The organism is Mesorhizobium sp. WSM4976 (genome assembly GCF_029625685.1).
Lineage (GTDB): Bacteria > Pseudomonadota > Alphaproteobacteria > Rhizobiales > Rhizobiaceae > Mesorhizobium.
This window is the reverse complement of the sequence record NZ_JARTVT010000003.1, coordinates 64,415-88,742: the sequence shown is the minus strand read 5'-3', so window position 1 is coordinate 88,742 and position 24,328 is coordinate 64,415. Positions and strand designations below refer to the sequence as shown.

Here is a 24,328-nt window from a genome sequence, read left to right as displayed (position 1 = left end):
CCGACAACCATGGCCGCCATTCCGCGCAAAACGATCCTGGAGAAATTCCGCAAGATGATCGCCGACGGCGTGCCGATCGTCGGCGGCGGCGCCGGCACCGGCTTGTCGGCCAAGGCCGAGGAGGCCGGCGGCATCGACCTGATCATCATCTACAATTCCGGCCGCTACCGCATGGCCGGGCGCGGCTCGGCCGCCGGGCTGCTTGCCTATGGCAACGCCAACGAGATCGTCAAGGAAATGGCCTATGAGGTGCTGCCGGCGGTGAAGAAGACACCGGTGCTGGCCGGCGTCAACGGTACCGATCCCTTCGTCATCATGCCGCTGCTTCTTTCTGAGCTGAAGACGATGGGCTTTTCCGGCGTGCAGAATTTTCCGACCGTCGGCCTGTTCGACGGCACCATGCGCCGGAGTTTCGAGGAGACCGGCATGGGTTTTGGCCTCGAGGTCGACATGATCGCCGAAGCGCACAAGCTCGACCTGCTCACCACGCCCTACGTCTTCAATCCGGACGAGGCGCGCGCCATGACCAGGGCCGGCGCCGACATCGTCGTCGCCCATATGGGTGTGACGACCGGCGGCTCGATTGGCGCCACCTCGGCAAAGACGCTCGACGCTTGCGTGAAGGAAATCGACGCCATCGCTGATGCCGCGCGCTCGGTGCGCAAGGACGTCATCCTGCTTTGCCATGGCGGGCCGATCTCGATGCCCGACGACGCCCGATACATCCTCGAGCGCTGCGAAGGGCTGCACGGCTTCTATGGCGCCAGCTCGATGGAACGGCTGCCGGCCGAACGGGCGATCGCCAGGCAGACGGCGGATTTCAAGGCGGTATCGATCGCGAAAAGGAAAGGATGAGGCAATGGCCGACAGGAGCAAGGTGTTCGTCTACCCGAAGGATGTCAGTGCCTTCGGCTTCGACTGGGGCAGACTGTCGCTGACCGTCGCGCCGGAAGTGAACGGCGCCGAACGCTTTTCCGGCGGCGTCGTCGACCTGCCGCCGGGTCGGGGCCACACCCGCCACAATCATCCCGGCGCCGAAGAGATCATCTTCGTCATCTCCGGTCATGGCGAGCAGATGGTCGAGGACGAGAAGGGAAACCCTGTCGTGGCGAAAGTCGGTCCCGGCTGCACCATCTACGTGCCGGAAAGCCGCTTCCACTCGACGCTTAACACCGGCGACCAGCCGATGCAGCTTTTCGTCGTCTATTCGCCAGCCGGACCGGAACTGGCGCTGCGCGACCTGCCGGATTTCAGGCTGCTGCCGGCGGACAAATAATCTTCAGCGTCGCAGCCCCCCATCCGGCCGCTTCGCGACCACCTTCTCCCCGCGGGAGAAGAGCTTGGCGCCGAAGCTGACAGGCTCCTCTCCCCTCGGGGAGAGGTCGGATTGCCCCGAATTCCCTTCGCAATTCGGTTGGCAATCCGGGTGAGGGGGAGCGCCGTCAGCGCTAAACCACCCCGCCCTGGTTCCACCCGCGCCCACGATCGCCGAACATAACATAGCCGGCGTCGGTCACCGCCACCGTGTCCTCCAGCTTGATGAAGCCGCGTGTCGGGTGAAGCATGGTCGTCTCGACCGACAGCACCATGTTCTTTTCCAGCGGCTTAGCCGCATAGGTGCCTTCATAGGCGACCGGATGGTTGGTCATCAGGAACGGCGCCTCATGGGTGATGAGCCCCATGCCATGGGCGAAGAAATCCGTGTAGGCCGCGACCTTTGAGGCCTTCAGCACGCTTTCCGCATGAGCGATCATGTCGCCGCCCAGCGTGCCGGCCTTGACCTTGGAAAAGGCCGCCTGCTGCACCGCTTCGATCTCGGCCAGGAGATCCTCCAGCTCGGCGTCCGGCTCGCCGAGCACGCCCATGCGGCAAAGGTCGCCGATATAGCCGTGATAATTGCCGCCGGAATCGATCGACATCACCTCGCCCTTCTTCCACGCTTGGCTGGACGCCGCGCGGTTGTGGCTGGAGCCCAGCGTCAGCAGGCAATATTCGAAATGCGCGCCGCGATTGGTTTCCTCCCGCCGGAGCTGCTCGATGATGTCGGTCTTAGTTGTCCCTTCGCGCGCCCAGGCGATCGTCGCCAGCATGGAGTCGGTGATCAGCTCGGAAGCGATGCGCAACTGCTCCAGCTCCGCCTCGGTCTTGTTGGCGCGCATGCTCTCAAGCATGCCCGTCGCGTCGACCAGCTTGGCGTCCGGCAGCGCCTTGCGGACCAGCATATAGGCGTCCGACGGCAGGAAGCCCGGCTCGATACCGATACGCGCCGCCGACTTGCCGATCTGCTTAAGATGCTCCACCGCCAGATTGGCGGCGTCGAGCGTGCCCCAGCAGGCGGCGTGCAAGGTGGGCGTCCAGAATGGATGGTTCTGATGCTCGCCGCCCTCCATCTTGTTGCCGATATAGGCGGCGTGTTCCGGCCCGCCCTTCTCGTAGAGGAGGATCGGTAGATAGCGGCTGTGGCCGATGGCGTCCATCGCCGCGAAGAAGATGAACTTGTAGCCGCCGAGCAGATATTGCGTGTTGTGCTTGGAGGTGGCGAAGAGCACGTCGATGCCCGCCTCGTCCATCAGCCGGTCCACCCGCGTCTGGTCGAACGGAATGCTGCGGACCTCGGTCTTGCCCGGAGCGATGTTCATCTGCCTCTCCCTGTTTTCATCGGTCGCCGGAGCGCCGAACGTCATGATTTTGGCTGTCGGCCAAATCTGCATCATTTTGGCCACTCTGGTCCAGCCAGAATTGATCACTTTCACCCAACAGGCGGTTCATGTCCTGATGTCGATCCCGCATCGCTGTAATCTGGTCCTACCAAACAAGGGGATGACATCTTCTTTCGGCTCGCTGGTCCAGCGGACGGAAATTTCAAAGCCAAGCCATGATGCGCCAAATCCGTCTCTGGCGAAACCTTTGCCAAAGCCCATAATCGCGATTGGCGCGCCTGCCACGGTGCGAAGAGGGGAGTTCGAGCGATGTCCGAATTGACGATTTCACGCCGCGGCCTGCTGGCCGGTTCGGCCCTGCTACTGGTCTCGACCGCGCTGCCAGCCATTGGCTTTGCCCAGACGCCCAAGAAGGGCGGCCGCCTGGTGCTGGCCGCCGATTCCGAACCGCGCAATCTGAACCCGGCAATCGTTGCATCGAACGGCGTCTTCTTCATCTCCAGCAAGATCGTCGAGACGCTGGCCGAAGCCTCCTTCGACGGCAAGGACGGGCTTCAGCCGCGACTCGCCCTTTCCTGGGAAGGCGCTGCCGACGGCCTGTCGGTGACCTTCAAGCTGCGTGACGGCGTCAAATGGCATGACGGCAAACCCTTCAGCTCCGCTGACGTCGCCTTCTCCGCGCTGCAGATCTGGAAGCCGCTGCAGAATCTCGGCCGCACGGTGTTCAAGGATTTGGAGGCCGTCGACACGCCGGACGAGCTGACGGCCGTTTTCAAATTCGCCAAGCCGACGCCGTTCCAGCTGATCCGCAACGCGCTGCCGGCGCTGTCGAGCGTCGTGCCGAAGCACCTTTATGAAAACGGCAAGATCGAGGACAACCCGGCCAACAACGCGCCGGTCGGCACCGGCCCATTCAAATTCGCCGAATACAAGGCAGGCCAATATTACCGGCTGACCAGGAACGACGCCTATTGGGGCAAGGACGAGCCCTATCTCGACGAGATCGTCTACCAGGTGCTCCCCGATCGCACATCTGCGGCGGCCGCGCTGGAAGCGGAAGAGATCCAGCTCGCCGCCTTCTCCGCCGTGCCGCTCGCCGACCTCGACCGCATCTCCAAGGTGCCGGGCTTGAAGGTCATCACCAAGGGCTATGAGGGGTTGACCTACCAGCTTGTCGTCGAGATCAACCACCGCCGCAAGGAACTGGCCGACCTCAAGGTGCGGCAGGCAATCGCCCATGCCATCGACAAGGATTTCGTCGTCAAGACGATCTTCCTCGGCTATGCCGCGACCGCCACCGGCCCGGTGCCGAAGAGCGACCCACAATTCTACACAGCCGACGTGCCGACCTATCCTTTCGACGTCGCCAAGGCCAATGCGCTGCTGGACGAAGCCGGCTACAAGCGCGCCGACGACGGCAAGCGCTTCGCGCTGAAGATGCTGCCGGCGCCCTATTTCAACGAGACGAAGCAGTTCGGCGACTACCTGCGCCAGGCGCTCGCGGCAATCGGCATCGACGCCGAGATCGTCAACAATGACTCGGCCGCCCACATCAAGGCCGTCTACACCGACCATGCCTTCGACCTCGCCGTAGGCCCGCCCGTGTTCCGCGGCGACCCGGCGATCTCGACCACCATCCTGGTGCAGAGCGGCATTCCGGACGGCGTGCCCTTCTCCAACCAGGGCGGCTACAAGAACGCCGATCTCGACGCGCTGATCGTCAAGGCATCCGAGACGCTCGATACATTGGCCCGCACCGGGCTCTACAAGGAGTTCCAGAAGAAGGTGGCCGCCGATCTGCCGCTGATCAACGTCGCCGAATGGAGCTTCATCTCCGTCGCGCGCGACACCGTCGGCAACATCGCCAACAACCCGCGCTGGGCGGTGTCGAACTGGGCGGACACTTATTTGGCGGGTTGATCCCCGCACTTGCGGATCGGCAGTCGGGGTGCTCAGCTTCGAGAATGAGAGTTCCTTCGCGCCCCCCGTGCAGCGTCCTTTCGCCATGACCCGCGCCCTCCGCCTCCTTCGCCGCCGTCTCGTCGGCAGCGCCTTCGTGCTTCTCATCGTCGTCATCGGCAGCTTCCTTCTTCTCGAAGCCGCCCCCGGCGACGCGGTCGACGCCTATATTGTCTCGACTGGCGGCGATGCGGGCATGATCGAATTGCTGCGCCATCGTTGGGGCCTCGACCAGTCGGAGCTCACTCGCCTCGCCAACTACCTTTGGGCCTTGCTGCATCTCGATCTCGGCCAATCGGTCACTTTCTCCCGGCCGATCCGCGACATCATCCTCGAACGCCTGCCGACCACACTGATCCTGATGGGCAGCGCCACCGCGCTTTCCTTCGGTCTCGGCTCAGCGCTCGGCATCTATGCCGGCGCGCGGCCCGGCAGCTTCCGCGACCGCTTCCTCTCGATCGGCTCGCTGGCGCTCTATGCCGTGCCCGGCTTCTGGCTCGGCCTCGTGCTGATCGTCGTCTTTGCCGTTGATTTGCGCTGGCTGCCGATCGGCGGCATCAAGACCATCGCCTCCGGCAAAACCGGGTTTTCACGCGCCGCCGACGTCGCCGCCCATCTCGTGCTGCCGGTGTCGGCGCTCGGCTTTATTTATCTCGCGCTTTACCTGCGCATGATGCGCGCCGGCATGGCCGAAGCTTGGCGTCAGGATTTCGTGCTCGCCGCCCGCGCCAGGGGCCTGCCGCGCCGGCGCATCGTGCTCGCGCATGTTGCCCGCAACGCGTTGCTGCCCTTGGTCACCATGCTCGGCCTGCAATCGGCGCAGATGCTCGGCGGCAGTGTCGTCATCGAAAGCGTCTTCGCCGTGCCCGGCCTCGGCCGGCTGGCGCAGGAAGCCGTCGCCGGGCGCGATACGCCGCTGCTCCTCGGCATCATCCTGGTCAGCGCCGTTCTCGTCATCGCCATCAACCTTCTGGTCGATCTCGCCTACGCTGTCCTCGATCCGCGCGTCGGCGCCGGCGAGGCGAGCGCATGAAGCGCCTGCGCCGTCTCTTGCACACGCCGGAAGCGATCGCGGGCGCGCTTATTCTCGCCTTGCTGATCGCGATGGCGCTGGCCGCGCCACTGCTGTTTCCTGGCGACCCGCAGGCCATCGCCGGACCGGCGCTGCTACCGCCGTTCCGGGACTGGTCGCTGCCGCTCGGCACCGATCGGCTCGGGCGCGACGTGCTGGCCGAGCTCTTTCATGGCGCCCGTACCTCGCTGGCGGTCGGCCTGGCGGCGGCTGCCGCGGCGCTCCTGATCGGCGCGGTGGTCGGTACTTTGGCGGGCTTTGCCGGTGGCCTGATCGACGAAGTGCTGATGCGCATGACCGACGCCTTCCAGACCGTGCCAAGCTTCCTGCTGGCGCTCGCCTTCGTCAGCATCGTCGGGCCGTCGCTCGGCGTCGTCGTCGCCGCGATCGCGATTAGCGCCTGGACCGGGCCGGCGCGCGTCGCCCGCGCGGAAGTGCTGTCGATCCGCGAACGCGACTATGTCGCCGGCGCCCGCGTCATCGGCATGCACCCGCTGGAGATCGCGTTTCGCGAGGTGCTGCCCAATGCCTTGCCGCCGGTGCTGGCGCTGTCGTCGGTGATCGTCGCGGCCGCGATCCTCACAGAAGCGGCGCTCTCCTTCCTCGGCCTCGGCGACCCCAACCGCGTCACCTGGGGCGGCATGATCGCCGAAGGCCGCACGGTGCTGCGCACCGCGCCGTTTCTGTCGATCGTTCCGGGCGTAGCGCTCGTGCTGACGGTGCTTGGCGTCTACCTTGCCGGCGAAGGTGTGGTGGAGAGCACCGCGGTGCGCAGGAGCCTGTCATGACGGCGCTGCTTTCCATTCGCGATCTCTCGGTGGCCTATCGGCGCGATGGTGTCGAGGTGCCGGCGCTGAAAAGTGTGAGCCTGGACGTTCTCGAAGGCGAGCGCCTGGCGATCATCGGCGAAAGCGGTTCTGGCAAGAGCACGCTAGCGCTGGCGATTGCGGGATTGTTGGCGATGGGTACCGAGATTGGCGGGATGATTGAGTGGTCAGCAAGCCAATCACAGACGCCTCGTTCCTTCGCACCCCTCTCTGGCCTGCCGGCCATCTCCCCCGCAAGGGGGGAGATTGGCAGCTTCGCCGACGGCTCCTCTCCTGCAACTCTGGAAATTAGCAAAAGCAGCGATGACGGCTCAATCTCCCCCCTTGCGGGGGAGATGCCCGGCAGGGCAGAGGGGGGTGTGCCGGAACGCCGACCGTCCGCGATCGGCAACACACAGGCCCCCCTCCTCGGCAGCGACATCGGCTTCGTCTTCCAGGACCCCTCCTCCAGTCTCGACCCGGTCATGCCAATCGGCAAGCAGATCGCCGAGGTCGCGCACACCCATCTCGGCCCCGGCTGGAAAGGCGCCTACGCCAAGGCCAAAACCCTCCTCGAACGCGTCCGCCTACCCAATCCCGACGCCACTATCCACGCCTACCCCCACCAGCTCTCCGGCGGGCAGAAGCAGCGCGTGGCGATCGCCGCGGCAATCGCCGCCGGACCGAAACTCCTGATCGCCGACGAAGCGACGAGCGCGCTCGACACCATCGTCCAGGCCGAGATCGTCGCCCTGATCCGCAGGCTGGTCAGCGAGGACGGCATGACGCTCATCTTCATCAGCCACGACATCGCGCTTGCCGCTTCGCTTGCCGATCGCATCGCGGTGCTGCGCCATGGCGAACTGATCGAACTCGGCGAGACCAGTCAAATCGTCAACGCGCCGCAGCAAGCCTATACGCGCGCCCTGCTCGACGCTCATCTTGGCCTCAACGCCGAGCCTCTGCTTGACCGACAGGACACCTCGGCATGAGCGTGCTTGCCGTCTCCAATCTCACCAAGCGCTACTATCGCGGCGGCAAGCCTTTCGCGGCTGTCGACGACGTGTCCTTCGAGATCGGTCCGGCGGAGACGCTGGCGCTCGCCGGACCCTCCGGCAGCGGCAAATCGACGATCGCAAGGCTGGTGCTGCGGCTGATCGAGCCCGATGCCGGCCGCATAGACTTCGAAGACGCAGATTTCCTCACTATGTCAGGCGCCGCTTTGCGCGCCCGTCGTGCCCGCCTGCAAATGGTGTTTCAGGATCCGCTCGCCGCCTTCAATCCCCGCGCCACCGTCGCGCGCGTGCTCAACGACCCCTTGCGCGTCCATGGCATCGCCCCGCGTGCCGACCGTCCACGCCGCATCGCGGCGCTTTTGGAGCGCGTCGGCCTCGACGCCGGCCTTGCCCAGCGCGCCATCCACGAGATTTCCGGCGGCCAGCGCCAGCGCGTCGCGATCGCTCGCGCCATCGCCACGCGGCCGTCGCTGATCGTGCTCGACGAGGCGGTGTCGGCGCTCGATGTTTCGGTGCGCGGCCAGATCCTGGAATTGCTGCTCGACCTGCAACGGCAGGAACGCATCGCCTATCTGTTCATTTCCCATGACCTCGGCGTCATCCGCGCCGTGGCGCACCGCATCGTCATCCTCGATGCCGGCCGGATCGCGGAGAGCGGCGATGCCCGCGCCGTCATCGCCTACCCGCAATCATCGGTCGGCAAGGCATTGGTAGCAGCCATGCCGAAACTGGTCAGAGACCGACGATGATCCCGCAAAGTGGCAACCGGTTTGCGGACAAGATCATGGTCAAACAACAAAATCAGGACTCCTCATGACCGACCCCGCAGCCAAAGCCGAAAAGCTGTCGCGCGAACTCGATTCCGCCTTCCGCAACCGGGCCGACCTCTATCGCCTGTTCCTCGACGAGCTGACCGCCGAGCTCGGCGCGGAGAAGGCCGAGGCGGTGATGATCCGCAGCATCGAGAAGCGCGGCCGGGAAGTGGCGGCAGCCGCTTTCGCCGCATTCGGTCCAAACGACGCGCCGGCGATCGGCGAGGCGTTCCTCGCCGTCAGTCCGGATGGCGGGCGCATGTATCCGACCCATGTCGAGCGCGGGCCGGACCACATCGCCTTCAAGGTCAAGCGCTGCCCGCTGAAGGACGCCTGGGTCGAGGCCGGTGTCGGCGAGGAGAAACTCGCCACGCTCTGCCGCATCGCCGGCGCCTTCGACCGCGGCCTGTTCGAGGCGACCGGCGTGCGTTTCGACAATGTCACCTGGACGCCGGGCCACGGCTCCGGCTGCTGCCATATCGCATTGACCAACCGCGACGCTTAACCGATTATCTATTCGGCAAAGACGTGCAGCTCGCCGCCCGCTTCGTCGACGGCGTCGCGCAGCTCCGTTGCCGGCTCGCTGTCGGTGACGATGTCTGAAATCTCGCTCAGCGCGCACACCAGCTCCAGGCCGCTGCGGCCGAACTTGTCGTTGGTAACCACAAGCATCGTCGACAGCGATCGCCTCATCATCGCCCGCTTCACTGCCGCCGCGCCCGAGATCATGTCGCTCGGCCCTTCAGCGTTCAGCGCCGAAGCGCCGATGATGGCGACGTCGGCATTGTAGCGGCGCACGAATTCAACCGTGTCCTCGCCAAGCACCGCGGCCTCGCGGCTGTCATAGGTGCCGGGGCAGAGGATGACACGGAAACCGGGATTGGCACCGGCCACCGAGGCGACGCCGATTGAGTTGGTGATGATCGTCAGGTCCCGGCCGTGCTGCGAGAGGCTGCGCGCCACCTCGTAGGTGGTCGATCCGCCATCAATCATCACGATCGAGCCTTTCTCGACCAGTCCGGCCGCGCCACGCCCAATGCGGGCCCGCTCCTCGACCAAGGTAAGGCCGCGTTCGGCAATCACCGGTTCCGATGTCACCAGCGAAATGGTGGCGCCGCCATAGGTGCGGTTGAGGAGTCCCGCCTCGCCGAGCTCGATGAGATCGCGGCGGATGGTCTCGCCGGCGACGCCGATGCGGCGCGCAAGCTTCGAGATGCGGATCGAGGCGGAGCGCCGGACCTCCGACAGGATCAGTTCGTGTCGCTCCTTCTTCGTCAGTCGGCCCGGCTCGATATTCATTGCCCTTCCTTCTCGCTTCCCGGCGCGGAGACATTAGTCACGCCGGGGAAAGGAAACCAGCGTCAGTGTCTGAGCCGATCGCGCATCGCGTACCACAACATGCCGAGCACATAGAGCGGTCCGCGCAACGCGGTGCCACCTGGGAAGGGCAGCGGCGTCAGCGTCGAGAAAAGGTCGAGCCGCGAGGCATCGCCCGTGATCGCTTCCGCCAAGAGCTTGCCCGACAGCGTCGACAGGATGACGCCCTTGCCGGAATAGCCATGCGCGAAATAGACCTCGCCATAGTGTCCGACATGCGGCAGGCGCGACGTCGTCACCGACACCAGCCCGCCCCAGGCATGGTCGATGCGGCAGCCCCTGAGCTGCGGAAAAGTCTTTTCCATATGCGGCCGCACGAAGCCGGCGATGTCGGCAGGCGGCGACGGCGTGTAGCGCTCGCCGCCCCCGAACAGCAGGCGGCCGTCCGCCGACATGCGGTAGTAATTAACGACGAACAGCGTGTCCGAGACCGCGACATTGGCCGGGATGACATTGCGCTCACCCAGAGGCTCGGTGGCGACGATATAGTTGCCGACCGGCATGATGCGGCTGTTGACGCGCGGCTCCAATCCCTTGAGCAGCGCATCGCCGGCCAGCACCACATGTCTGGCGCGGACCGATCCTTTGTCGGTGACCGCGCGGATCGACGGCTCCCGCTCCAGCCGCACCGCAACCGAGTTCTCATGGATGACGACCCCTGCGGCGACGGCCGCACTGGCAAGCCCCAGCGTGTAGTTCAGCGGGTGCATGTGGCCGCCGAGCGGCTCGTAGACCGCGCCCTGATAGGGCGTATCCACCATCTGCCGCGCCTGCGAAGCCGACAGGATCTCGACATCGGTGAACTTCATCACCTTGGCGAGGCATTCGGCCTCTTCCTCGAAGTCGCGCACATCCGAAGCGCTGACCGCGCCGACCAGATGACCGGTCTGGCGCAAATCGCATTCGATGCCGTGGCGCTCGATGATGTCGAGCACCAGCCCGCGCGCCTCGAAGGCGAGGTCGAACAGCGCCTTGGCCCGTTCCGGCCCGAAGGACTTGACCAGGCCTTTGGCGCCCTTGCGCAGGCCGGGGATCATCTGGCCGCCATTGCGGCCCGAGGCGCCCCAGCCGATCTTGCCGCCCTCGAGCAGCACCACCTTCAGGCCGCGTTCGGCTGCATGCAGCGCCGCCGAAAGACCGGTGCAGCCGCCGCCAACCACCACCAGATCGGCCTCGACATCGCCGGCAAGTGCGGGATGGTCGGGCGCCGGATTGGCGGTGGCGACATAATAGGATTTGCCGATGTCGAGACCGGAATTGAAACCTGTCGAACGCAAGGCCATGATCACACCTTGAGCAGCAGATGGTCGCGCTCCCAGGACGTCACGACGCTCTGGAACAGGTCTAGCTCGACGCTCTTCACGCGCAGGTAGGTCTGGAAGAAGTCCTCGCCGAGCAGCGCCCGCACGGGCCCGCAGGCGGCGAAACGATCGAGCGCTTCCTCCATCGTCTTCGGCAGTGTGCTCTTACTTTTGTAGGCATTGCCGAAGGCCTCTTCCGAGCGCGCAAGCTTCTCCTCGATGCCGAGATAGCCGGCGATCAACGACCCGGCCATCGCCAGATAAGGATTGGCGTCGGCACCAGGGAGACGGTTCTCGATCCGCCGCGCGGCGCGGCCGCCCATCGGCACGCGCAGACCGCAGGAGCGGTTGTCATGCGACCATTCGATGTTGGCCGGAGCGCTGTGGTTCGGCCGGATGCGGCGGTAGGAATTCACGTTGGGTGCAAACAGCGGCATGATTTCAGGGACGTATTTCTGCAGGCCGCCGATGAAGTGCGCGAACATTTCACTGTCCTCGCCGTCCTCGCCGGCGAACAGGGGCTCATCCTTCCGGTCGGCGATCGACATGTGCAGGTGCATCGAGCTGCCGGCCTGGGCGGCGATCGGCTTGGCCATGAAGGTGGCGTGCATCCCGTTCGCCTGCGCGGCCTGCCGCGCCAGGCGCTTGAACAGCAGCACCTTGTCTGCGAGCGCCAGCGGATCGCCATGGAGGAAGTTGATCTCGAGCTGCGCGGTGCCGGATTCATGGATCAGCGTCTCGAGCGGCAGGCCTGCGGCCGCCGAATGCGTGTAGATGCGCTGGATGACCGGTTCAAATTCCTCCAGCGCCTGCATGTCGTAAGGATGCTGCACGCTTTCGGGCCGGCCGTTGCGCCCCACCGGGGCGGTCAGAGGCTGGTCCGGGTTGGGGTTGGGGGCCGTGAGATAGAATTCGAGTTCCGGCGCCACAACAGCGCGCCAGCCGCGCTGCTCATAAAGCCCGAGCACGGCTTTCAGCACATGGCGTGGCGAGGCCATCCACGGCCGATCGTCCATGTGGAAGGTGTCGGCGAAAACATAGGCTCTGCCGACGCTGCCGGGCGCAAGGCACAGGCTCGAAACGTCCGGCACCATGCGCATATCTGGATCGGAATAGGCAAAGCCCTCGTCGATCGAGCCGGAATAGCGGCCATCGATGGCGACCAGGAAGGCGCTGCTCGGCAAATAGAGCGCGCGGTCGTCGAGCGACTTCAGGAATTTGGCTACAGGCAAGGTCTTGCCGCGCAGCACGCCGTTGACGTCCGGCACGAAGCATTCGACTTCGTTGATCGCGTGCGTCTTCAGCCAGCTTTGCGTGTCCGCGCCGACGAATGTAGTGTTCAGATTGTCAGGCATTTGGTCGTGTCCGTACGAAGGAGAGATCGCTTCGGCGGGCAGGTCCGTTCCGGGTGGGGCGTTATCTAAGCTGCGTTATCCGAGGACGGACGCCCGCCTGATGACCGGCCGATAGGCCGGGTCCGGAGTGCCTGGCACCCCTTCGGTCCAGCCGTCGCGAACGACATGCGAGCCGACCTTGGTCTCCTCCGCGCGCTGCAGGTTCTCGCGGCGGCAGCAGCGCATTTTCAATGATGCCCCGCGCACGCAAAAGAAATACCGCAGGCAACAAAATGCCTGGCGCGGTATTGCTGTTTTGGAGCTTGCATGACGGGTCCCATTAGAGCAATTCCAGGAAAAGTGTGAGCGGATTTCCGTCCGGAATTGCGTAAAAACAAAGTGGTCGCGCCTATGATTTGACCGATCATCGCCGGTGGCGCAAGTCCGCTTCACTGGACCAGGTCAGCCAATGCTCTCGCCGCCATCGACCACCAGCGCCTGCCCGGTCATGAAGGACGAGCGGTCGGAGACGAGGAACAGGATGGCCTCCGCGATCTCCTCCGCGCTCGCCCAGCGCCCCATCGGGATCTTGGTGCGGACATAGTTCTCGATCGCGTCGCGCCCGCCCATCTGGGCGATGAACGGCTCGTTGAAGGGCGTGTCGACCCAGCCCGGGCAGAGCGCGTTGATGCGTACATTGTGCTTGGCGTAATCGAGCGACATCTGCCTGGTCATCGCCACCACGGCATGCTTCGACGTGGCGTAGGCGATCATCTCGCGATCGTAGAAGACACCGGAATTGGAAGCGGTGTTGAGGATGACGCCGCCGCCCTGCGCGATCATCGCCGGCATGACGGTCTTCGCCGCCAGGAATTGCGCCCGCACATTGATCCGCCACGAAGCATCCATGCCATCGGTGCCCACTTCCGTCAGCGTGCCGCCGACCTGGATGCCGGCATGGCTGTGCAGGATGTCGATCCGGCCATGCCTGCCGAGCGTTCCCTCGATGAGCTCCTCGACGGCCGTATCGTCGCCCACATCCGTGAAGACCGCCTCGGCACGGCCGCCAACGTCGCGGATTGCGGAGGCCGTGGCCTCCCCAGCCGCGGGGTCACGGTCAGCGATGACGACGTGTGCCCCTTCCCTGGCCATGATCATGGCCCCGGCGCGTCCTATGCCCGACCCGGCGCCCGTCACCACGGCGATACGGTCTTTCAAAATCATGGATCTGTCTTTCAAGGCGATGGTTTGCGTCGGCCGAGCTGCCATTGCGCGAGCAGCACGAGCACGACCGAGGCGCAGAGCACGATCGTCGCGATAGCGTTGATCTCGGGCGTCACGCCGCGTCGGATCGAGGCGAAGACGTAGATCGGCAGCGTCGTCTGCGCGCCGGCGACGAAGAAGGCGACGATGAAATCGTCGAAGGAGAAGGTGAAGGCGAGCAGGAACCCCGCGATCACCGCCGGCATGATCTGCGGCAGCACGATCGAGCGGAACGTCGTCAGCGGCGTGGCGTAGAGATCGCTGGAGGCCTCGACCAGGTTGCGGTCGAGGCTGCTGAGCCGCGTGCCGACGATCATCGTCACCAGCGCCATCGAAAACAGGCCGTGCGCGGCGATGATCGAGCCATAGCCCAGCGACAGCCGCGGCGGCTGGTCGGTCGGCCAGAGCGAGGCGAGGAACGGATTGACGACGGCAAAGAGCTGCACCAGCGCGACCAGCGTCGAGATGCCGATGACGACGCCCGGCACGACGATCGCCGCGCCCAGCAATGCGTCGAAGAGTGCCCTTGTCCGCACGCCGACGCGCTGCAGCCCAAGCGCAGCCGCCGTGCCGCACAAGGCCGCGAGCAGCGCACTGGTGGTGGCGATGAACAGGCTGTTCTTCAGCGCCTCGACCAGGAAGGGATTCGACAGCGCCTTGCCATACCATTGCACCGAGAAGCCGGTGAACTCGCTGGCATGGTGACCGGCGTTGAAGGAGAACAGCACGACCAGCGCGATCGGCAGATAGAGGAAGGCAAAGACGGCAAGGACGAAAGCACGCATCAGATCAGGTCCACCCGGCGTGCGCCCGAAAGCCTGGTCGAGATGCGGTTGGCGACGATCAGCACCACGACCGAGACCAGCACCAGCGTGATGGCGATGGCCGAGCCGAACGGCCAGTTGCGCGATTGCAGGAAGAGATCGACTAGCGCGTTGCCGATGAAGAACACCTTGCCGCCGCCGAGCAGCGTCGGGATCAGATATTCGCCGAGCAACAGGATCATCACCAGCGAGAAGCCGGTCATCACGCCGGGCAGCGACAACCTGAGCGTCACGCCAAGGAAGGTGGAAAAGGGAGTCGCGCCAAGATCGGCGGAAGCCTCGAGCAGCCGGCGGTCGAGTCGTTCGAGGCTGACGTAGATGGGCAATATCATCAGTGGCAGATAGCCGTAGACAATGCCGAGCAGCACCGCGCCCGGAGTGTTGATTAGCCTGAGGTCCTGGATGCCGACATAGGCGAGCAGGGCCGGAATGCCGCGCCCGCCAAGGATGTACATCCAGGCATAGGTGCGCATCAGAAGGCTGGTCCAGAACGGAATGACGATCATCGCGAGCAGGATCAGCCGCCAGCGCTCCGGCGCGCGCAGCGCCAAGTAATAGGCAACGGGGTAGGCGACGAGCAGGCATGCCAGCGCGCCGATCGGCGCCAGCACCATCGTGTTCCAGAACGCCGTCGCCCGAGCCGGCAGGTTGGCATATTGCGCGAAGGTCAGCGCGGCCTGGTAGCCGCCCTCCGGCGCCCGCTCGCCGACGCTGAAGATGGCGATGGCGATGAAGGGCAGGACCAGGAAGATGACCAGCCATAGCGCCGCCGGAGCAAGCAGCAGCGTCGTTACGAGGTTTTTGCGAAAGAGACTGCCGCGCATCGGGAAAGCCGGTTGGGAGCCGGCGGACCTTCGTCCGCCGGTCGCATTGTCTTGATGAGGTTTGTGGCCGGTCTCCCTCAAGCCGACTTGAAGCGCGCCATCAGCTCGGCGCGACCAGGATCCGTCAGCGTCGCGGCGGCGCCGAACTCCAGCGGCTTCAACAAATCGGCCGCCGGATAGAGGATCGGGTTGTCGAGCACCTCTTTCGGCAGCAGCGCGTTGACCCGCGCATCGGTCGAGGGCGCGCCATTGGCCAGATGCTCCTTCACCGCCACCTTCGGGTTCATCAGATAGTTGAGTAGCGCATAGCCGGCCGGCTTGTTCGGCGCGTCCTTCGGGATCGCGTAGAAGTCAGTCCAGATCTCGCCGCCTTCCTTGCCGAGCACATAGGCGATCTCGGGGATGTCGCGATGGAGCTGCGCGCCGTCATTGGTCCAGCACATCGTCATCCAGGCATCGCCGGCGCGCATTCCCGGCTGGTAGTCGCTCGACACCGCGAACAGATGCGGCTTGACCTTGAGCAACAGTTCCTCGGCCTTGGCGAGCTCGTCCTGCTTCAGCGAGTTGAACGAATAGCCGTAATATTTCAATGCATTGCCGATTGTGGTCAGCTGGTAATCATGCACCATGGTGCGGCCGTCGCCTTCGGCCATAGCGGTGTCCCAGAATTCCTTCCAGCTCGACATGGGCTTGGTGAGCTTCTTGGTGTTGACGGCAAAGCCGGTCGTGCCCCAGTTCTTCGGCACGGCGTAGATCGTGCCGTCGATCGTGCCTTCCGCGGTGAAGCGCGAGTCTTCCGACTTGCCGTCGAAATTCGGCAGCTTGGCCATGTCGAGCGCTTCGATGATGCCGAGCTTCTTGTAGGTCGAGATGGTGTAATTGGTCGGCACGAACAGGCTCCAGCCCGAGCCGCCGGCCTGCAGCTTGGCCAGCATTTCCTCGTTCGATCCGAAGACGTTGACCTCGACGGCCACACCCGTCTCGGCCTTGAAATTCTCGAAGGTCTGCGGGTCGTGGTAGTTCGGCCAGGTGGCGATCGACATGCGGTCGCCGAGGTTCTCGGCGGCGAAGGCCGGCGTCGGCATGATGCCGAGCTCGCGCGCCATCACCGCGGTCGCGACACCGAGGCCTGTGAGGCCGAGGAAGTCGCGCCGGCTGATCGAGCCGCGCTTCAGGCGCATCAACTGGTCGACGAATGTATCGGGGGTTATCGGCAGTCCGTCACGATAGGATTTCGGCATTTTGGTCTTCCCTCTGGTTGGTCCCGTTATTGTTGGCATTGGGAAACGCCAGCGGCGCTCCGGCGGCAAAGCCGATGGCGACGGGTTCGCCCGGCTTGAACAGGTTGCCCTGGCCGATCACGTGGTCGGCCTTGGCGAGCAGCGGTCCGATGCCCGGGACCTCGATCGCGTATTCTGCAGTCGAGCCCAGGAAGATCCGGTTGCGGACGATGCCTTTCAGGCTGCCGCCTCCCGGTGCCGAGAGGCCGAGCGACTCCGGCCGCAGGCTTACGGACACGGCCTCGCCCCGACTGAGTGGCACCCGCTTGCGCGCGGAGATCACCGTGCCGTCGGCAAGGGCGACATCGACGAGGTCCCCGGAAAGGCCGGCTACCTTGCCGCTCAAAAGATTGGTCTTGCCGACGAAATCGGCGACGAACAGGTCGGCAGGCTCGTCATAGATTTCGCTCGGCTGTCCGAGCTGGACGATACGGCCGCCATTCATGACGCAGACGAAGTCGCTCATCGACAGCGCTTCCTCCTGGTCGTGGGTGACCAGCACGAAAGTGATGCCGATCTCGCGCTGCAAGTTCTGCAGTTCGATCTGCATGTCGGTGCGCAGCTTCTTGTCGAGCGCCGCCAGTGGCTCGTCGAGCAAGAGCACCGCCGGCTTGTTGACCAGGGCTCGCGCCAGCGCCACGCGCTGCTGCTGGCCGCCCGAAAGCTCGTGGATCTTGCGGCGTCCGTAGCCGGCGAGTTGCACCATCGAAAGCGCCTCGCCCGCTCGCTGGCCGATCTCGCGCGACGACAGCCGCGGCCTCGCCTGACGCAGCCCATAGGAGATGTTCTCCTCGACATCGAGATGCGGGAACAGCGCGTATTGCTGGAACACCATGTTGACCGGACGCCGATAGGGCGGCGTACCGGCCATGTCGCGGCCGCGGATCAGCACCTGACCCTCGCTCGGCTGCTCGAAGCCGCCGATCATGCGCAGGCACGTCGTCTTGCCGCAGCCAGAGGGGCCGAGCAACGCGACAAAGGCGGAGGGCGGGATGGCAAGGTCGATGCCGCTCACCGCGGTGACGGCGCCATAGCGCTTGGTGACCGCGCGAAATTCGATATCGGGCACTGCAGTCAAGCCACGGCTCCAGCGACAGCATGAGGCAATGTCGTGACGCTAGCAGAGCCAATGGTATCTAGTATATACCTCATAGGTGGTATATTTAACCGATTTTAGCATCTAGAGGGGTATGGATTGGCCGCCTCCCGCAGTGACGACTACAACGCCTTGGCTGAGGTGATAGCCGCAGCGCGCGAAACCGGCGGCGACAATTTCGGCAAGGCAATCGTGGGCTGGCTCAGCGGACATGTCCGCTTCGATCATTGTGTGATCTTCGGCTATCGCGGCGCCGCGCGGCCGCCGCTCCTGTTCCAGACCTTCTCGCCGGCTGAGAGCCACATCTTTGTCGCGCTCTATCAGGAAGGGCCCTATCTGCTCGACCCGTTCCATCATGCCGCGGTCGAGCGCAAGGAAGGCTTCTGGCGCATGCGCGAGCTGGCGCCGGATCGCTTCTATGCCAGCGAATACTACCGCTCCTATTACAGCCAGACCCGGCTTGCCGAGGAAGTTGGCTTCTTCGTGCCGCTGGCCGGCAAGGACGCGCTGGTGCTGTCGCTGATGCGGCTGCGCGCTACCGGCCCGTTCGGAACCGCCGACGCCAGGCTGCTGCGCGACATGGCGCCGGCGGTGATCGGCTTCTGCAAGCATCGCTGGCCGTCCCTGCCCGCCGAAGGCGTTGCGGCCCAGCCTTCCGGCGAAACCATGACGATGGCCAACGAGCTCGACCGCGCTCATATCTGGAAAAGCCTGTCGCTGACTTCGCGTGAAAAGCAGGTCGTCGACCTCGTGCTTCAGGGCCATTCGACGGAATCGATCGCCAGAGCGCTGCGCATCGTGCCGGGGACCGTCAAGGTCCACCGCCGCAACATCTACCGCAAACTGAAGATCAAGTCGCAGGCCGGCCTGTTCGCGCATTTCGTCGAAATCATCGACGCGCGGATAGGCTAAGCGTCGCCTCCATCGGATCGACTGCCGCGAATACCGCGCTCGCCTCGCTGACGATGGAGACATGATCCCTGGCAGCCTTGCCCGCAGCCGCTGCATCACCGCGCATGATCGCGGTGACGATCACATCATGCTCCTGCCAGGACTTGGCCAGCCGGCCCGGCAGCATGAACTGCGCACGCCGGAACGGCGCCAGCCGGCTGCGGGTCGCCACGGTCAAATCATGGATATGCGTGTTATGGGCGCCGCGATAAAGCCTGCTATGGAACTCGGTGTTGAAATGCTCGTAGTCCTCCTCGGCGCCGAGCTGCACCATGCGCGCCGACGCCTGATGCTCCTTCTCCAGCGAGCGGCGCTCGGTGCCGGTCATGCGCTCGGCGGAGAAGCGCGCGCAGATCGCCTCCAGCTCGGCCATGCTCTCGAACATCGAGGCGAGATGCTCCTGCGTGACCACGGCGACGATAGCGCCCCGGTTCGGCCGCCTCTCGACCAGCCCGATGGCGCTCAACTGGCCGAGCGCCTCCCGGACCGGCGTGCGCGAAACATCGAAGCGGGCGGCAAGCGAGGCCTCGTCGAGCTTGTCGCCGGGACGCAGATAGCCGGTGACGATGCGATCCGCGATCGCCCTCACCATCTGATCCACGGTCGTGCCCGACCTGACCAAGCGCCTTCCCGACACGTCTCCTCCCGCCCAGTTTAATTGCGAACGGCCCGCTGGGTGGACGGCCCACGGGCTTTCTCGACTCAAGGTCGCATCTCTGTATGCCTAGATTTTGACCGTAATGTCAAATTGATCGTTTTTCAGGCAAAAAGTGCATGCACTTGCCTTTGGTTTATGCAGGCTTTCTAAAATGGTCTATTGATTTTATTACAGAAAACCACACAAAGGAACTGGCACAGCGATTGCATGCACTTTCTTGACACCACGTCAAACGACCCCCACCGGGGTCCAAGAAAGGGGAGCATTCGATATGACCGGGAAATTCATGCTTAGCCGCCGCGACCTGCTCAAGACCTCCGCCGCCGGGGCGGCGCTCGGTCTGGCCTCGGCGGCCTTTCCGATGCGCGCGGCGCGCGCTGCCGCCGCGACCGTCGGCTTCATCTATGTCGGCCCGAAGGACGACTATGGCTACAACCAGGCACATGCCGAGGGCGCGGCGTCGCTGAAGAGCGTCGAGGGCATCTCCATCGTCGAGGAAGAGAACGTCCCCGAGACTGTCGACGTCCAAAAGACGATGGAATCGATGATCAATCTCGACGGCGCTTCGCTGATCTTCCCGACCTCCTTCGGCTATTTCGATCCGCATATGCTCGCCATGTGCGCCAAGTTCCCGGACGTGCAGTTCCGCCATTGCGGCGGCATGTGGAACAAGGACAAGCACCCGATGAACGCCGGCTCCTATTTCGGCTATATCGGCATGGGTCAGTACTTGAACGGCGTCGTCGCCGGCCACACCACCAAGTCGAAGAAGCTCGGTTTCGTCGCCGCCAAGCCGATCCCGCAGGTCTTGCTCAACATCAACTCCTTCCTGCTCGGCGCGCGCTCGGTCGATCCGGCGATCACCTGCCAGGTGATCTTCACCGGCGAGTGGTCGCTGGCGGTGAAGGAGGCCGAGGCCACCAATGCGCTGATCGATCAGGGCGCCGACGTCGTCACCTGCCATGTCGACAGCCCCAAGGTGGTGGTCGAGACGGCCGCCGGACGCGGGGCCTTCATCTGCGGCTACCACGCCAACCAAAGCCCGCTGGCGCCGGAAAAATACCTGACCGGGGCGGAGTGGAACTGGGCCAAGGTCTACAAGATGTTCGTCGACGACCTGATCGCCGGCAAGCCGCTGCCCAATTTCACGCGCGGCGGCCTTGCCGACGGCTTCGTCAAGATGAGCCCGCTAGGTCCCGCCGTGGGCGAAGCGGCGCGCAAGCAGTTCGACGCCACGCTGGCCGAAATGATGAAGGGCGGTTTCTCCGTCATCAAGGGACCATTGAAGAGCAACAAGGGCGCCGTCGTCGCGACCGAAGGCCAGGCCTTCGTCGAGACCGCCATCGAGCTCGAAAGCATGGACTATCTCGTCGAGGGCGTCGTCGGCTCGACGGCCTGAGGCATTGCGTGTTGCCCAAAGCGCACAGCGGTTTTGGGATGACGACACGCATCCGAACAAGGCCTTGAAGCACGCTTCGTACGCGAGCCGAGGGAGACGGGATATGGCGGACACTGCGAGCAGCCCGGACGTGCGGACCATCCTCGATGCCGGAGGATACCGGGCGGCGCTCGAATGGACCGCCAGGCGGGCGGAGACCTTCATCATTCCGCTCGCGGCGCTGGTCGTCGGCATGGCGCTGTTCAGCTTGTTCATCCTGGCTGTCGGCAAGTCGCCGGTCCAGCTCTATGAGACGATGTGGCGAGGCGGCTTCGGCTCCTGGTTCTCGATCCAGAACTCGCTGTCGCGCGGCGCGCCGCTTCTGCTTGCGGCGCTCTGCGTGGCGCTGCCCGCGCGCCTTGGCCTGGTCGTCATCGGCGGCGAAGGCGCCATCGTGCTGGGCGGCGTCGCCGCGGCGTCCATCGGCGTCGGCCTCAACGGCGCGCCGTCTTTTCTCGTCGTTCTCCTCATGGGCGTGGGGGGCGCAGCCGCCGGCGGCATCTGGATAGGTGCCGTCGGCGCGCTCCGCCACTATCGCGCCGTCAACGAGACCATCTCCAGCCTGCTGATGGCCTACATAGCCATCGCGCTGATGAACCATCTTGTGGAAGGCCCGCTGCGTGACCCGGCCTCGCTGAACAAACCCTCGACCCAGCCGCTGGCCGACATCTATCGCGTCGGCAACATACCGGGCATGGAGGTGCATTGGGGCCTGGTGGTCGGCATCCTCGCCTGCATGCTTTCCTGGCTGCTGATCGAGAAGACTCGCTGGGGCTTCGCCGCCCGCATCGCAGGCGGCAATGTCAGGGCCGCACAGGTGCAGGGGCTGGCAGTCGGCCCGCTCATCGTCGGCTTCACCGCGCTCGCGGGCGGTTTCGCCGGCCTTGCCGGCATGCTGGAGGTCGCGGCCGTGCAGGGCAGCGCCAACGGCTCGCTTGCCGCCGGCTATGGCTATACCGGCATCCTCGTCGCCTTCCTCGCCCGCCACAACCCGCTCGCCATCATCCCCGTCGCCGTCCTGCTCGGCGGCATTGATGCGTCGGGCGGCCTGATCCAGCGCCGCATGGACCTGCCCGATGCGACCGTGCTGGTGCTGCAGGGCATGCTCTTCATCGTCATCCTGTTCAGCGAGGCCTTCTACGGCCGCTTCAAGCTCTTCAACCCGGACCTCTGGCAGAGGAGCAGCTGATGGAGACGACCGACATCGGACTGTGGGGCGTGCCGCTCGCCATGCTCGGCGGCGCCATCCGCGTCTCCACACCCTTCATCTTCGTCTCGCTCGGCGAAGCCATCACCGAGCGTTCCGGCCGCATCAATCTCGGCCTCGAAGGCACGCTGGTGTTCGGCGCTATGAGCGCCTACGCGGTGGCTGTCATGACCGGCTCGCCATGGCTCGGCCTTCTGGCCGCGGCGCTCGCCGGTCTCTGCTTCGGTCTCTTTCATGGCTGGATCTGCAAGTTCCCGAAGGTCAACGACATCGCCATCGGCATCGCGCTGATGCTGTTCGGCACCGGCCTCGCCTTCTTCTTCGGCAAGCCCTTCATCCAGCCTTTGGCGCCCGACCTGCCGGCGATCCCCTTCGGCGCCTGGTCCGATATCCCGCAGGTGCAGGCGGCGCTCAACGTCAACGTGCTGTTCCTCATCGGTGCCGCGCTTGCCGTCTTCCTCTGGTGGGCCTTCCGCAACACCCGTATCGGCCTCATCGTGCGCGTGGTCGGCGACAGCGCCGATGCGGCTCGCGCCATGGGTCTCAACCCCAACACGGTGCGGCTGCTCGCCACCGGCGTCGGCGGCGCGCTCGCCGGCATCGGCGGCGCCTACCTGTCGCTCTATTATCCCGGCAGCTGGACCGAGCGCATCTCGTCCGGCCAGGGGCTGATGGCGGTGGCGTTGGTCATCTTCGCGCGCTGGAATCCGCTCGGCTGCTTTGCTGCCGCGCTTTTGTTCGGCGGCGCCGGCGCGCTCGGCCCGGCGCTGCAGTCGGTGGGCGTCACAGAGGGCTACTACCTGTTCTACGCCGCGCCCTACATCCTCACCCTCATCATCATGATCGCCACCTCGTCGCCGAGCCGCGCGCTCGCCGGCGCGCCCGGCGAACTGTCGATCACCAAATGACCGCGCACCACGCACCGCTCGCGAGACCGGAGTTTTCGCCATGAACGCCAGAGCCGAGATCACCCAGCGCCACATCGACGCCGATCCCTATCCCTGGCCTTATAATGGCGATCTCAGGCCCGACAACACGGCGCTGATCATCATCGACATGCAGACCGATTTCTGCGGGCCTGGCGGCTATGTCGACCATATGGGCTACGACCTGTCACTGGTCCGCGCGCCGATCGAGCCGATCAAATCGGTGCTCTCCGCCATGCGGGCCAAGGCCTACACCATCATCCACACCCGCGAGGGCCATCGCCCAGACCTCGCCGACCTGCCCGCCAACAAGCGCTGGCGCTCGCGCCGCATCAATGCCGGCATCGGCGACCCGGGTCCGTGCGGGCGCATCCTGGTGCGCGGCGAGCCGGGCTGGGACATCATCCCGGACCTCTATCCGATCGAGGGCGAGCCGATCATCGACAAGCCTGGCAAGGGTTCGTTCTGCGCCACCGACCTCGAGCTGATCCTCAACCAGCGCGGCATCGACAACATCGTGCTCACCGGCATCACCACCGATGTGTGCGTGCACACCACCATGCGCGAGGCCAACGACCGCGGCTTCGAATGCGTGATGCTGGAGGATTGCTGCGGGGCGACCGACTACAGCAACCACCTGGCGGCGATCAAGATGATCAAGATGCAGGGCGGCGTGTTCGGCGCGGTGTCGAATTCCGCCGCGCTCGTCGCGCAGTTGCCGTGAGGAGCCGGCGATGAGCGGAACGCAAGGAAAGGCGATCGGCGTCGAGACCATCGGCATGACCATGCGTTTCGGCGCCTTCACCGCGCTTGACGATGTCTCCATCAAGGTGCCGGCAGGCTCCTTCCATGCCCTGCTCGGCGAGAACGGCGCCGGCAAGTCGACACTGGTCAAATGCATGATGGGTTTCTACCACCCGACATCGGGCGACATGCTGGTCGACGGACGCCAGGTCGCGATAGCCAGCCCCAGGGATGCCTCAGCACTCGGCCTCGGCATGGTCTACCAGCATTTCACGCTGGTGCCGTCGCTGACTGGCGCCGAGAACCTGGTCATCTCGCGCGAAAAGGTGCCGGGCGTGATCGACTGGCGCAAGGAACGCACAGCACTTGCCCAATTCATGGAGCGCATGCCCTTCAAGCTGCCGCTCGACGTCAAGGTGGCCGAACTCGCCGCCGGCGAGAAGCAGAAGCTGGAGATCATCAAGCAGCTTTATCTCGGCCGCAATTTCCTGGTGCTGGACGAGCCGACATCCGTGCTCACCCCAGGCGAGGCGCAGGAAGTGCTCGGGCTGGTGCGCGGCATGACCAAGGCCGGCGATCTCACCGTGCTGATGATCTCGCACAAATTCCACGAGGTCACCGCATTCGCCGACGACATCACCGTGCTGCGCAAGGGCAGGCTCACCGGAACCGGCAAGGTCTCCGAGCTCACCCACAAGGCCATGGCCGCGATGATGATCGGCGACCAGCCGATCGCCGCGCTCGACAGCCGCGCGGCGCCGAAGCCGGACGCCGAGATCG

Annotated in this window: 25 protein-coding genes; 15 read left to right on the top strand and 10 right to left on the bottom strand. The window is 64.8% G+C overall.

What is annotated here, in order from left to right:
* Positions 1-9 precede the first annotated feature (9 nt).
* Both P9272_RS04505 and P9272_RS04500 read left to right on the top strand, forming a co-directional pair.
* Positions 10-855: a phosphoenolpyruvate hydrolase family protein gene (locus P9272_RS04505; protein WP_278159339.1), complete on the top strand. Its 846-nt coding sequence runs from the start codon at positions 10-12 to the stop codon at positions 853-855.
* 4 nt (positions 856-859) lie between these two features.
* Positions 860-1,276: a cupin domain-containing protein gene (locus P9272_RS04500; protein WP_128261145.1), complete on the top strand. Its 417-nt coding sequence runs from the start codon at positions 860-862 to the stop codon at positions 1,274-1,276.
* Positions 1,277-1,448: 172 nt separating this feature from the next.
* Here the strand turns inward: P9272_RS04500 and P9272_RS04495 are convergent, their stop codons facing one another.
* Positions 1,449-2,639 carry a Xaa-Pro peptidase family protein gene (locus P9272_RS04495; protein WP_128261144.1) on the bottom strand — a complete coding sequence of 397 codons (1,191 nt, stop codon included), beginning with the start codon at positions 2,637-2,639 and terminating at the stop codon, positions 1,449-1,451.
* Between P9272_RS04495 and P9272_RS04490 the strand changes: the two genes are divergently transcribed.
* The 7 genes from P9272_RS04490 to P9272_RS04460 all read left to right on the top strand — a co-directional run bounded on the left by P9272_RS04490 (position 2,620) and on the right by P9272_RS04460 (position 8,830).
* Complete coding sequence (locus P9272_RS04490) at positions 2,620-2,982, top strand: hypothetical protein (RefSeq protein ID WP_278159335.1); 363 nt, start codon at positions 2,620-2,622, stop codon at positions 2,980-2,982. The two genes, P9272_RS04495 and P9272_RS04490, sit on opposite strands and share 20 nt — an antisense overlap.
* A complete protein-coding gene (locus tag P9272_RS04485; RefSeq protein WP_278159334.1) occupies positions 2,970-4,580 on the top strand; it encodes an ABC transporter substrate-binding protein in 1,611 nt (536 codons plus the stop codon). Before P9272_RS04490 ends, P9272_RS04485 begins: the two co-directional genes overlap by 13 nt.
* Positions 4,581-4,665: 85 nt before the next feature.
* The gene (locus P9272_RS04480; protein WP_278159332.1) at positions 4,666-5,652 is read left to right on the top strand and encodes an ABC transporter permease; all 987 of its coding nucleotides are present in this window, start codon (positions 4,666-4,668) and stop codon (positions 5,650-5,652) included.
* Positions 5,649-6,479, top strand: a complete 831-nt coding sequence (locus tag P9272_RS04475) for an ABC transporter permease (protein ID WP_278159330.1) — start codon at positions 5,649-5,651, stop codon at positions 6,477-6,479. The genes P9272_RS04480 and P9272_RS04475 overlap by 4 nt, the downstream gene beginning before the upstream one ends.
* Positions 6,476-7,489, top strand: coding sequence for an ABC transporter ATP-binding protein (locus tag P9272_RS04470; protein WP_278159328.1), 1,014 nt, complete (start codon positions 6,476-6,478; stop codon positions 7,487-7,489). Before P9272_RS04475 ends, P9272_RS04470 begins: the two co-directional genes overlap by 4 nt.
* Positions 7,486-8,262: an ATP-binding cassette domain-containing protein gene (locus P9272_RS04465; RefSeq protein WP_278159326.1), complete on the top strand. Its 777-nt coding sequence runs from the start codon at positions 7,486-7,488 to the stop codon at positions 8,260-8,262. The genes P9272_RS04470 and P9272_RS04465 overlap by 4 nt, the downstream gene beginning before the upstream one ends.
* A 64-nt stretch (positions 8,263-8,326) precedes the next feature.
* A complete protein-coding gene (locus tag P9272_RS04460) occupies positions 8,327-8,830 on the top strand; it encodes an L-2-amino-thiazoline-4-carboxylic acid hydrolase (RefSeq protein ID WP_128261190.1) in 504 nt (167 codons plus the stop codon).
* An 8-nt stretch (positions 8,831-8,838) separates the two neighbouring features.
* Here the strand turns inward: P9272_RS04460 and P9272_RS04455 are convergent, their stop codons facing one another.
* The 8 genes from P9272_RS04455 to P9272_RS04420 all read right to left on the bottom strand — a co-directional run bounded on the left by P9272_RS04455 (position 8,839) and on the right by P9272_RS04420 (position 17,606).
* Positions 8,839-9,624 carry a DeoR/GlpR family DNA-binding transcription regulator gene (locus tag P9272_RS04455; protein WP_278159323.1) on the bottom strand — a complete coding sequence of 262 codons (786 nt, stop codon included), beginning with the start codon at positions 9,622-9,624 and terminating at the stop codon, positions 8,839-8,841.
* Between the two features lie 62 nt (positions 9,625-9,686).
* Positions 9,687-10,985 carry an FAD-binding oxidoreductase gene (locus tag P9272_RS04450; protein WP_278159321.1) on the bottom strand — a complete coding sequence of 433 codons (1,299 nt, stop codon included), beginning with the start codon at positions 10,983-10,985 and terminating at the stop codon, positions 9,687-9,689.
* A 2-nt stretch (positions 10,986-10,987) separates the two neighbouring features.
* The gene (locus tag P9272_RS04445; RefSeq protein ID WP_128261192.1) at positions 10,988-12,358 is read right to left on the bottom strand and encodes a glutamine synthetase family protein; all 1,371 of its coding nucleotides are present in this window, start codon (positions 12,356-12,358) and stop codon (positions 10,988-10,990) included.
* A gap of 441 nt (positions 12,359-12,799) precedes the next feature.
* On the bottom strand, positions 12,800-13,561 hold the full coding sequence (locus P9272_RS04440) for a glucose 1-dehydrogenase (RefSeq protein WP_128261193.1): 762 nt from the start codon (positions 13,559-13,561) through the stop codon (positions 12,800-12,802).
* Positions 13,562-13,572: 11 nt separating this feature from the next.
* Positions 13,573-14,385 carry an ABC transporter permease gene (locus P9272_RS04435; protein WP_278159317.1) on the bottom strand — a complete coding sequence of 271 codons (813 nt, stop codon included), beginning with the start codon at positions 14,383-14,385 and terminating at the stop codon, positions 13,573-13,575.
* A complete protein-coding gene (locus tag P9272_RS04430; RefSeq protein WP_278159315.1) occupies positions 14,385-15,248 on the bottom strand; it encodes an ABC transporter permease in 864 nt (287 codons plus the stop codon). Before P9272_RS04430 ends, P9272_RS04435 begins: the two co-directional genes overlap by 1 nt.
* Positions 15,249-15,325: 77 nt before the next feature.
* Positions 15,326-16,489, bottom strand: a complete 1,164-nt coding sequence (locus P9272_RS04425; protein ID WP_278159313.1) for a spermidine/putrescine ABC transporter substrate-binding protein — start codon at positions 16,487-16,489, stop codon at positions 15,326-15,328.
* The gene (locus P9272_RS04420) at positions 16,470-17,606 is read right to left on the bottom strand and encodes an ABC transporter ATP-binding protein (protein WP_128261197.1); all 1,137 of its coding nucleotides are present in this window, start codon (positions 17,604-17,606) and stop codon (positions 16,470-16,472) included. Before P9272_RS04420 ends, P9272_RS04425 begins: the two co-directional genes overlap by 20 nt.
* Positions 17,607-17,723: 117 nt before the next feature.
* Here P9272_RS04420 and P9272_RS04415 point away from each other — a divergent pair, with 117 nt between their 5' ends.
* Positions 17,724-18,536, top strand: a complete 813-nt coding sequence (locus tag P9272_RS04415) for a LuxR C-terminal-related transcriptional regulator (protein WP_278159309.1) — start codon at positions 17,724-17,726, stop codon at positions 18,534-18,536.
* Here P9272_RS04415 and P9272_RS04410 read toward each other — a convergent pair.
* Positions 18,514-19,167 (bottom strand): GntR family transcriptional regulator, encoded by a 654-nt coding sequence (locus tag P9272_RS04410; RefSeq protein WP_278159668.1) that lies wholly within the window; start codon positions 19,165-19,167, stop codon positions 18,514-18,516. The genes P9272_RS04415 and P9272_RS04410 overlap by 23 nt on opposite strands.
* A gap of 337 nt (positions 19,168-19,504) precedes the next feature.
* On the opposite strand from P9272_RS04410, the gene P9272_RS04405 reads away from it, so the two are divergent.
* The 5 genes from P9272_RS04405 to P9272_RS04385 form a co-directional block, all read left to right on the top strand.
* Entirely contained in the window at positions 19,505-20,632 is a 1,128-nt protein-coding gene (locus P9272_RS04405; RefSeq protein ID WP_278159307.1) for a BMP family ABC transporter substrate-binding protein, read from the top strand.
* Between the two features lie 103 nt (positions 20,633-20,735).
* Positions 20,736-21,860, top strand: a complete 1,125-nt coding sequence (locus P9272_RS04400; protein ID WP_278159305.1) for an ABC transporter permease — start codon at positions 20,736-20,738, stop codon at positions 21,858-21,860.
* Entirely contained in the window at positions 21,860-22,786 is a 927-nt protein-coding gene (locus P9272_RS04395) for an ABC transporter permease (protein WP_278159303.1), read from the top strand. Before P9272_RS04400 ends, P9272_RS04395 begins: the two co-directional genes overlap by 1 nt.
* Before the next feature lie 40 nt (positions 22,787-22,826).
* Entirely contained in the window at positions 22,827-23,528 is a 702-nt protein-coding gene (locus P9272_RS04390) for an isochorismatase family cysteine hydrolase (RefSeq protein ID WP_278159301.1), read from the top strand.
* Between the two features lie 10 nt (positions 23,529-23,538).
* A partial coding sequence (locus tag P9272_RS04385; RefSeq protein WP_278159299.1) for an ATP-binding cassette domain-containing protein occupies positions 23,539-24,328 on the top strand: 790 nt, incomplete at its 3' end.